Origin of the sequence: Ruminococcus sp. D54t1_190329_F1, assembly GCF_015551645.1 — a bacterium.
In the GTDB taxonomy this organism is placed as follows: Bacteria; Bacillota; Clostridia; order Lachnospirales; family Lachnospiraceae; genus Blautia_A; species Blautia_A faecis.
This window is the reverse complement of the sequence record NZ_JADNDC010000023.1, coordinates 65,730-76,034: the sequence shown is the minus strand read 5'-3', so window position 1 is coordinate 76,034 and position 10,305 is coordinate 65,730. Positions and strand designations below refer to the sequence as shown.

General features: G+C 45.5%; 8 protein-coding genes. All 8 read left to right on the top strand.

Annotation, left to right across the window (positions count from 1 at the left end; translation table 11 throughout):
* Positions 1-268: 268 nt before the first annotated feature.
* The 8 genes from I2D69_RS12035 to I2D69_RS12000 all read left to right on the top strand — a co-directional run bounded on the left by I2D69_RS12035 (position 269) and on the right by I2D69_RS12000 (position 10,294).
* Complete coding sequence (locus I2D69_RS12035) at positions 269-1,006, top strand: SDR family oxidoreductase (RefSeq protein WP_173735412.1); 738 nt, start codon at positions 269-271, stop codon at positions 1,004-1,006.
* Between the two features lie 190 nt (positions 1,007-1,196).
* Positions 1,197-2,477 (top strand): L-serine ammonia-lyase, iron-sulfur-dependent, subunit alpha, encoded by a 1,281-nt coding sequence (locus I2D69_RS12030; RefSeq protein ID WP_173771277.1) that lies wholly within the window; start codon positions 1,197-1,199, stop codon positions 2,475-2,477.
* A gap of 97 nt (positions 2,478-2,574) precedes the next feature.
* A complete protein-coding gene (locus I2D69_RS12025; RefSeq protein WP_118577950.1) occupies positions 2,575-3,531 on the top strand; it encodes an ABC transporter permease in 957 nt (318 codons plus the stop codon).
* 19 nt (positions 3,532-3,550) lie between these two features.
* Complete coding sequence (gene opp4C / locus I2D69_RS12020; protein ID WP_148463507.1) at positions 3,551-4,420, top strand: oligopeptide ABC transporter permease; 870 nt, start codon at positions 3,551-3,553, stop codon at positions 4,418-4,420.
* A 142-nt stretch (positions 4,421-4,562) separates the two neighbouring features.
* The gene (locus tag I2D69_RS12015) at positions 4,563-6,143 is read left to right on the top strand and encodes a peptide ABC transporter substrate-binding protein (protein ID WP_148463506.1); all 1,581 of its coding nucleotides are present in this window, start codon (positions 4,563-4,565) and stop codon (positions 6,141-6,143) included.
* 145 nt (positions 6,144-6,288) lie between these two features.
* The gene (locus I2D69_RS12010) at positions 6,289-7,257 is read left to right on the top strand and encodes an ABC transporter ATP-binding protein (RefSeq protein WP_118577947.1); all 969 of its coding nucleotides are present in this window, start codon (positions 6,289-6,291) and stop codon (positions 7,255-7,257) included.
* A complete protein-coding gene (locus I2D69_RS12005; protein WP_148463505.1) occupies positions 7,257-8,243 on the top strand; it encodes a dipeptide ABC transporter ATP-binding protein in 987 nt (328 codons plus the stop codon). Before I2D69_RS12010 ends, I2D69_RS12005 begins: the two co-directional genes overlap by 1 nt.
* A gap of 305 nt (positions 8,244-8,548) precedes the next feature.
* Positions 8,549-10,294 (top strand): MATE family efflux transporter, encoded by a 1,746-nt coding sequence (locus I2D69_RS12000; RefSeq protein ID WP_207741814.1) that lies wholly within the window; start codon positions 8,549-8,551, stop codon positions 10,292-10,294.
* Positions 10,295-10,305: the final 11 nt, after the last annotated feature.

The following is a 10,305-nucleotide window of genomic DNA, read 5'->3' as shown; positions in this document are numbered from 1 at the left end:
ACAAATAAGTCCCAGCCAGTACACAGCATTCGGGCAATGGTGATTGCTCTAGCGAGCCATTTCAGGCGCGGTTTTAGCGTAGGCGAAATCCACTGCTTACGGAGACTTAATCGTGAAGGCTCTCCTGAACGATTTAGTCGCAGTTAGCAGTTAGTTCGCTGGAGCGTTGCGCCGGCGAGTGAGCAATCACCATTGTCCGAATGCGTCCGCCTTTAACAACTTTCAACACACTAAATAGTAATAAAATATACAGAAAAGAGGACACCCCATGAGCAAAGTAACCATAATCACCGGCGGTACATCTGGAATCGGAAGAGGGATTGCGGAGAAAATTCTGGAAAATTCTGCGTCGGACGATATTTTATATGTGAGCTATGGACATAACACGGAGCAGGCGGAGGAATTTCTTCATGCACAAACAGAGGAAAATCAGAAAAAAATCCGGTTGCTCCAGGCTGATATGTCATCCTATGATGAAATGATGAAATTTGTATCCCGGGTCAAAGAAGAAGCGAGCCATGTAGACTGGCTGATAAACAACGTAGGAATCAGCACCTATGCGAAATATGAAGACTACACCTTCAACGAATGGACCAAAATTGTGAATACCAACCTGTCTGTTCCGGTATTTCTGGTGAAAGAACTTCGCCCCATTATGAGCGAAGGCGGCAGCATTCTTTTTACAGGCTCCTACGCAGGACAGCAGGCTTATTCCTCATCCCTGGTGTATGGTGTCACCAAATCCGCCATTCATTTCCTTACCAAATCTCTGGTAAAAGAACTGGAACCAAAGCAGATCCGGGTCAATGCCATTGCCCCGGGATTTATTGAAACCAGCTGGCATAAGAACCGCACTCCGGAAAGCTATGAACGCATTAACCGTAAGATTGCACTTCACCGCTTTGGTGAGATCTCAGAAGTGGCAGATATGGCATACGAAGTTCTGAAAAATGGATACATGAATGGAAGCGTTGTAGACATTCATGGCGGATATGACTATTTCTAAAAAGAATCCTGTGATCTGATTCCAAATAAAAAATCTGCACCCGGATTATATTCGCGAAGTGATTAACAAAAACAAAATTCACAAATATAGTTCGGGATTTTTCTAAATATAAAATTTCTGGAATTAATTGATTTTAAGAAGATAGTGTGCTAAAGTATTTATAATGTTGTGCGAAAGCGAGGAGAAAACATTGCACAAAAGTGATGAAAAATACCAGGCTTACGTAAAAATCCTAGAGGAAGAACTGGTTCCTGCAATGGGATGTACCGAACCCATTGCCATTGCCTATGCAGGCGCAGTGGCGAGAAAAACTTTAGGTAATCTGCCGGAACAGCTGGATATTAAAGTAAGTGGAAATATTATCAAAAATGTAAAAAGCGTCATCGTTCCCAATACTGGCGGCATGAGGGGAATTGCAGCTGCTCTGTGCGCGGGTGTAATCGCAGGCGATGCGGAAGCGCTCCTTGAAGTAATTGCAAGAGTAACATCCGGTCAGAAGGAAGAAATCAAGTCCTACATGGATCAGGTGAAACCCAGGATCACTCCGGCATCCACCGGGCATGTATTTGAAATCGATCTGACCGTAACCAAAGGTACTGAAACGGCCCGTGTCCGCATTGTAGATACGCACACCAACATCATCCTTATTGAGAAAAACGGCCAGCCTGTTTTCCGGAAAGATGTCTGTTCAGGTAAGGAAGAGAAAAAGACCGACCATTCCATATTAAACATAGAAGACATTATCGACTTTGCCAATACTGTTGACACAGAAGATGTAAAGGAGGTTCTGGAGCGTCAGATCCGTTACAATACAGCCATTTCTGAGGAGGGACTTCGTGGAAACTATGGAGCGAATATCGGAAAAGTCCTTCTTCACACCTACGGCGACAATATTAAGATCCGTGCCAGAGCCAAGGCAGCAGCCGGTTCCGATGCCCGAATGAATGGCTGCGAGCTTCCTGTGGTGATCAACTCCGGAAGCGGCAATCAGGGCATGACTGCCAGCATTCCGGTCATTGAATTTGCCAGAGAGTTGCAGGTTTCCCATGACAAATTGCTTCGCGCCCTGGTGCTTTCCAATCTTGTAACCATTCATCTGAAGACGGGAATCGGAACTCTTTCTGCCTATTGCGGTGCAGTAAGTGCAGGCTGCGGAAGCGGTGCAGGAATTGCTTATCTCTACGGCGGCGATTATGAAGTAATTGCACATACAATCGTGAATTCCCTGGCAATTGTTTCCGGAATCATCTGTGACGGAGCGAAAGCCTCCTGCGCAGCCAAGATTTCAGCAGCAGTCGATGCCGGAATCATGGGCTATGAAATGTACATACAGGGACAGCAGTTCTATGGCGGTGATGGAATCGTTACCCACGGTGTGGAAAATACCATCCGGAACGTGGGACAGCTGGCGAAGGAAGGTATGTGCGAAACGGATAAAGAGATTATCCGGATTATGGTAGAGCGTGGTTGAAAAAGGCTTTCTGCAAGATGTGCGCCACAATTTGCGGGAGCTTGCGGAAATACTTTTTCAAACAGGTTCTAGGAAAAGGAGATGAAGGGAAAACACTATGAAGTGGAAATACATATTAAAAAGAATACTGATTGCCATTCCCACTTTTTTCGGAATTACCATATTGGCCTATTTTATTCTGAATATGGCGCCTGGTTCACCGCTGGATGCACTTCTGGCAGATCCGGGAATTACTCCGGCAGAGCTGGAACGTAAGAGAGTGGCACTTGGACTGGATCAGCCGGTGATCATTCAGTATTTTACCTGGCTGAAACAATTGCTTACGGGAAATCTGGGATTTTCCTACAGCACCCAGAGACCGGTGGCAGCGATGATACTGGAGCGTCTTCCGGCTACTGCGATTCTGGCAGCAAGCTCCATTGTACTGTCATTGATCGTATCCATTCCTCTTGGAATCTTTGCTGCCTCCAGGCCGAATTCAGGAAGAGATTACTTTTCCGGCGGTCTGTCTATGCTGATGATGGCGACTCCGAACTTCTTTGTAGGACTGGTATTTATTTATCTGTTCGCCATTGTGTTTAACATTCTTCCATCAGGAGGAATGTACAGCTCAAGCGGAGCTCATACATTCGGAGATCTGATGAAGCACATGATCCTGCCTTGTCTGGTCCTTTCCTTTCAGCAGATTGGAGGATGGGTAAGGCACATGCGAAGCAGTATGCTGGAAGTTATGCAGGACGACTACATTCGTACCGCCAAGTCCAAAGGTCTTACCAAATGGAAAGTGATCATGAAGCACGCCTTGAAAAATGCCCTTACACCGGTCGTTACAGTTGTGGGAATGTCCATTCCTTCTATTGTAGGCGGTGCAGTTGTAACCGAGCAGGTTTTCGGATGGCCGGGAATTGGTTCTCTTATGGTAACAGCAATCAACGGACGAGACTACCCGGTTATTATGGGAATCACGGTTATGATAGCGGCAGCGGTTCTTATTGCGAATATTCTCACTGATGTTGCATACGGAATTCTGGATCCGAGAATCAGCTATAAATAAGGGAGGATAGAAGACAGAAATGAAAAAACAGAAAAACGAAAATGTAAGCTATCTTTCCGAGGTACTTGATAAACTGAAAGAACACAAAATGGCTATGGTAGGTCTGGTGGTCCTGATCGTGGAAATCCTGATGGTGGTTTTTCTTCCCATGATCTTGAAACTGGATCCTTATACTTCAGATTACACTGCCTTTTCTGCAGCTCCGGGAGGAGCGCACATCCTTGGAACTGATGCTATCGGGCGTGATGTTTTTGCCCGTCTGATGTATGGCGGAAGAACCTCTCTGCTGGTTGGTTTTGTTTCCACACTGATCAGCTGCGCAATTGGAGTTCCTCTTGGCCTGGTTGCTGGTTATGCCAGAGGAAAGGCAGAAGCAGTTATTATGCGAATTGCAGATATTTTTATGTCTTTTCCATCAATTGTGCTGATCCTGGTGCTGGTTGCTGTTCTGGGACCGTCTGTCTGGTCTGTAACCTGTGTCATCGGTGTGCTCGGCTGGACACAGTTTGCCAGACTGATCTATGCAAATGTACTTTCCGTATCCGAGAAAGAATATGTAGAATCTGCAAGGGCAATTGGTACCTCCAATTTCAAGATCGTGACAAAGTATGTTCTTCCAAACTCTTTTGCCCCGATCCTGATCGCAATCACATTCCAGATGGCGAGTGCCATCCTTTCTGAATCATCGTTAAGCTTCCTTGGCATGGGTGTACAGCCGCCGGGAGCAAGCTGGGGAAATATGCTCTACGATGCGCAGTCCATTACTGTGCTTTCCCAGAAGCTGTGGATCTGGCTTCCGCCGGGACTTGCACTTCTGATCACGGTGTTAAGTATTAATTTTCTGGGCGACGGCATCCGCGATGCGCTGGATCCGAAAATCAAACTGTAATGTCTCAGGATCATGAAGGTCTTGATGCAAGACCGGACAGTCCGTTGACATAAGATTGGTTCCGGGAGTTTCCCGGACTGATTTGCTTCACAAAACCTGTCAGAGAAAAACATCCCTGACAAAAGAAAAAAGGAGGAGACCTATGAAATTCAACATGAAAAAGGCTGCAGCGCTCCTGCTTGCAGGAAGCATGGTAGCAGGTTATGCTGTTCCGGCTGCTGCTGAGGCAGAGGAAAAAGTTGTAACAGCTGCTATGGACCAGGCATGGGATACCATGATGCCGCTGAACACCACAAGCAACTACACCCGTTTTATCTGTGACCAGATTTATGACCGCCTGACACAGACAAACGCAGACGGTTCCATTGAGGGACGCCTTGCTGAGTCCTGGACTGTAAACGATGCCAGTGACGCAGTTACCTTTAAGCTTCATGAAGACGCAGTATGGTCTGATGGTGAGCCGGTTACAGCAGAGGACGTTGTATTCAGCTACCAGATGTATTCTGATCCGTCTGTAGAGGCAAAGAGCCGTTATCACCTGGAGTACATTGCCGGTGTGGATGATTCCGGAGCAGAGCTTTCCGAGGATTCTATCGAAGTAACTGCAGACAGCGATTATGAAGTAACCTTCAAATTAAAAGAGGCTATGTATCCTGATACATTCCTGCAGGATATCGACACTGTTTTCATCATCCCGAAACATATATTTGAAGGAAAAACAGCAGAAGAGATCAATGCTCCTGACCTTTGGGCAAATCCGGTAGGTTCCGGCCCATTCATCTATGACAGTGAGATCAATGGTGAGCGTATGGAGTTCACAAAGAACGAAAACTACTATCTTGGAACTCCAAATATTGACCGTCTGATCATCCGTGTAGTACCGTCTGCAAACGTTCTTTCCGGTCTTATGAACGGCGAGCTTGATTTGATCGGATTCGGTTCCGTACTGACTGATGACTGGGAAACAGCCAAGTCCCAGGATAACCTGGTAACAGAGTCTGTTCCTACCACTTCCTATACCACTCTGATCTTCAATACTCAGAAGGAATATCTTACTCAGGAAGTTCGCCAGGCACTGAATATGGCAATCAACCGTGACGTACTGGTAAATGGTCTTCTTATGGGAGAGGGAACTCCGATCATGACCCCGATCGCACCGGTAAGCCCATACTACAATGACAAAGTTCAGGTTCAGTACGATCCTGAAAAAGCAAAAGAGATGCTTGCAGAAGCAGGCTTCCCGGCTGGACAGACACTGAAATTTTTCATCTCCTCTGGAAGCAGCATTACCGAGAGATGTGCAGCCCTGATCGTACAGGATTTTGCAAATGTCGGTGTAAATGTAGAAATTGAGCAGATGGACTTTGCAACTCTGATGAGCCGTATGCTTGACGGCGAGCATGATCTTGGAATCATTGGTTCCGGCGGAACTCTTGACCCAAGTGAGAGCCGTGAAATGATCTATCCGGAAAGCTCCTGCAACTTCTGCCAGCTTCAGGATACAGAGCTTTCTGACCTGATCGACAAAGGAAACGCAGAGCTTACTTTTGAAGCAAGAAAACCATACTTCGATGAGTATCAGGAAAAGGTTGTAGAAAAAGCAGCTATGGGCTACTTATATACAAAGAACCTTCTTACCGCTTACAACAAGAGCATGAAGAACCTGAACGTTGCAGACTTTAATTGTCTGAACTGGTCTTCCTGGGAGTGGGATAAAGAGTAATAAAAATGGGAAACAGGACAAAAGCGGATAAAGCTTTTGATCCTGGAACCCGCCAAATATGAGAGAAAAGACTCTCATGTCTGGCGGATTTCAGGAGCTGTGAAAGAATCACAGTGAGTTAATTAAGAGAAAAAGGAGTACAGCTATGGCATCTTTACTTTCAGTAGAGAATTTACAGGTACAGTTTCAGACAAAAAAAGGCATTAACACAGCCGTTGACGGTGTAAGCTTTTCTGTAGAAAAAGGCAGGATCCTCGGAATTGTAGGAGAGTCCGGATGCGGAAAAAGTGTCACATCCATGTCTATCCTTCAGCTTCTTGGAAGCAACGCCCGGATTTCCGGCGGCAGCATCAAACTGGATGGAAAAGAACTGATAGGGCTTCCGGAGAAAGAGATGTGCAGGATCCGCGGAAATGATATTGCCATGATTTTTCAGGATCCAATGACTGCCCTGAATCCGACTCTGACTATTGGAACCCAGCTGATGGAACCAATTATGCTCCACCAGAACTGCGGTAAAAAAGAAGCCTGGACAAGAGCTGTGGACGTTCTGAAAAGAGTTGGGATCGCTGCTCCGGAGAAGCGGATGAAGGAATATCCGCATCAGCTTTCTGGCGGTATGCGCCAGCGAGTGATGATCGCCATGGCAGTATCCTGCGAGCCAAGACTTCTTATTGCAGATGAGCCTACCACAGCCCTGGACGTAACCATCCAGGCACAGATCCTGGAGCTGATGTGTGAGCTCAGGGAAAAAATGGGAACAGCCATTATGCTGATTACCCATGATATGGGGGTAGTAGCAGAGACCGCAGACGATGTGCTTGTTCTTTATGCAGGAAAAGCAGTAGAATACGGCAGCATTGAGGATATTTTTGAAAGACCGAAGCATCCTTACACACAGGGACTTTTGAACTCTATTCCCCGCCTTGATGAGGATGTAGAGCTGCTGAATACCATTGAGGGCACCGTTCCGGCACCGGACGCCATGCCTGCAGGCTGCAGATTTGCTCCCCGATGTCCTTACGGAAAAGACCGCTGCATGAAAGAAAAACCAGGCGTTTACCATGCTGGAAATTCTCTGGTAAGCTGCTTCAGATACGAGGGTGAGAAATAATGAGTGAGAACACAGGAATCTTATTGGAAACAAAGGATTTATCCAAATATTTTACGGCAAAAAAAGGGCTTCTGAACCGTAATCCATCTGTAGTAAAAGCAGTAGACCATGTAAGTCTTTCTGTGAGAAAGGGTGAGACACTGGGCCTGGTCGGAGAGTCCGGCTGCGGAAAATCCACTCTGGGAAGAACTATTCTCCGCCTGATCCCGGCAACAGAGGGCCAGGTTATGTACAATGGGGAAGACATCCTTACCTATGATAAGAAAAAAATGTGGGAAATGCGCCGGAAGCTGCAGATTATTTTCCAGGATCCATATAGCTCCCTGAATCCCAGAATGACCGTTTATGATCTGATCAGTGCCCCTCTTGAGGTGTATAAAGTGGGGACTAAGGAAGAACGCAGGGAAATGGTGGAAGAGATCCTTCAGGAGGTTGGACTGGATAAACAGTATCTGAATCGTTTTCCTCACGAGTTTTCAGGCGGTCAGAGGCAGCGAATCGGAATTGCAAGGGCACTGATCCTGAATCCGGAATTTGTTGTCTGTGATGAGGCAGTTTCCGCACTGGACGTATCTGTCCGCGCGCAGGTGCTGAATCTTATGAGAAATATGCAGCAGAAGAAAAATCTGACCTACCTGTTTATCTCCCATGACCTGAGTGTAGTCCGCCATATCAGTGACAGAATTGCAGTTATGTATCTTGGAAGTGTGGTTGAGGTTGCAGAAAAAGCCCAGCTTTATTCCAATCCGATGCACCCCTATACAAAAGCTCTTCTTTCTGCAATCCCGCTTCCAGATGTGAAGAAGAAACGTCAGCGTATCATTCTGGAGGGTGACGTGCCAAGTGCCTACAATCCACCGTCAGGATGCAAATTCCATACCCGCTGTCCCTATGCAACAGACCGCTGCAGGCAGGAAGCTCCTGTGCTTCAGGAGGTGGAAAAGGGGCATAAAGCAGCCTGCCACAGGGCTTTGGAGCTTGCCTGAAAATTTATTTCCTGCAATCTGCAGGCTCCGCAAATTGTGACGTACATCTTGCAGAAAGCTTTTTTTAAACATGTTCTGGAGCTTGCTGAATAGTTACATATCAGGAAGGATAATACCGGTTTTTCGAAGAATTCCATTAAAGGGATAGCTTCGGGAAACCGGTATTTTTTTAAGTTATTTTTGTTTAATTTGACGTTATTTTCGTTGCTTTATTGAAAAAAAATTCATTTTTTGCTAAATTATATATAAATATGGAGTATTCTGATTTTGTTTAGAAATATTCCAAAATTTCGAAAGGGGATGGAATGGTGGAAAACAGAAATAACAGATTGCTGAATGCGAAATTAAACAAGTATATCGTTCCAGGTATTATGATGTCGCTGGCACTTCAGCTTGGAAACATTGTGGACACCATCTTTGTAAGTAATTTAATTGGTGTAGAAGCAATGTCCGCAGTTACAATGAGTCTTCCGGTTGAAACGATAGTTCAGCTTACTGGTTACTGTCTGGGTGTGGGAGGTTCCATAGCCGCAGGAAATATGCTTGGTAAACGTGACAAAGAAGGGGCCTCGAGATTGTTTTCAGCCACTTTCATCGTCACACTCGTGGTGGGATTGCTGTTTTCACTCATTGCATTTCCTGCCGCAGGACCTATTGCCAGATTTCTGGTATCTGGAGACGGAGTTTTGACAACTTATACAAGAGACTATATCCGCATCAGCATGTTAGGTGCACCGGTAATCGGAATTGGTCTGATGATGGTAAATTACCTTGGGGTGGAAAACCATCCGGAGCTTGCTTCTGTTTATCTGATCGCAGCCAACGTGATAAATCTTGTGCTGGATTACATATTTCTTAGATTTACACCACTTGGAGTCACAGGTGCATCCTTATCAACGGTACTTGGCTTCCTTTTTGCCATGGTGGTTTTTCTTTTCTACATTCGCTCAGATAAGAGGAATATCAGTTTCGTGCGGCTGAATGCAAAGGATTTCGGAATCGTGAAGGAAGCGGTGGTTACAGGTGTGCCCATGCTTGTTTTCATGGCAACCAATTTTGTAAAAGCCCTTGGCCTGAACACCATCATCATGAATCAGATCGGGGAAGACGGAATGGCAGTATTTACGGTCTGTGACAATGTTTTGCTGATCGTGGAAATGCTTACAGGCGGAATCATTGGTGTAATTCCTAATGTTGCAGGAATTCTTTTTGGAGAAAAAGACTATGTGGGAATCCGTGTCCTGTGCAAAAAAATGCTGAAATACAGCTACATCGTGCTGGCAGTCATATTCGTTCTGATCATGCTGTTTACAGAACAGATCACCATCATGTTCGGAGGCGGCGGAGAGCTGGGACGGGAGATGGTTCATGCACTGCGTATTTTTGCTCTGTGTGTAGTGCCTTATCTCTGGAATAAATTTACCGTAAGCTATTATGAATCTATTGAAGAGACTGCAATTGCAAGCTTTGTTACCTTCCTTGAAAACGCAGTGGCAGTTCTTCCTGCAACATTTATAGGAATTTCTATCTGGAAACAGATTGATGGAATCGGTACAAATGGAATTGGTGTTGCATTTGTTGCCACAGAGGTCATAACCCTGATCGCAGCCTGGATTTTTCGAAAGATCAAACACAAAAACTCTACCTTTTATATTGTTCCTGATCAAAATCCCGGAACCAATCTTGATTTTTCCATTAAGAGCACCATGGAAGAAGCTGGCGCGGTTAACAGAAAAATCCTGGAGTTCTGCAAGGAAAACGGTGTATCCGGAAACAGAGCCAATCTTGCTGCCGTGTGTGCAGAAGAAATGACTGTGAATATCATTAAATTTGGTGGAAAAACTTCCAACTGGATCGACATCAACCTTTCCCTGGAGGATGACATTTGCCAGTTAAGGATAAGAGACAACGGAGTGAATTTTAATCCGCTGGAATACAGCTATGACCATGAGGAGTTTGATATCCATGGAATTGAGCTGGTGAAAAAGATTTCAAAATCAATGGATTATATCCGCGCAATTGATATGAATAATACTATAATATCATTTTAGGAGGTGCAGGA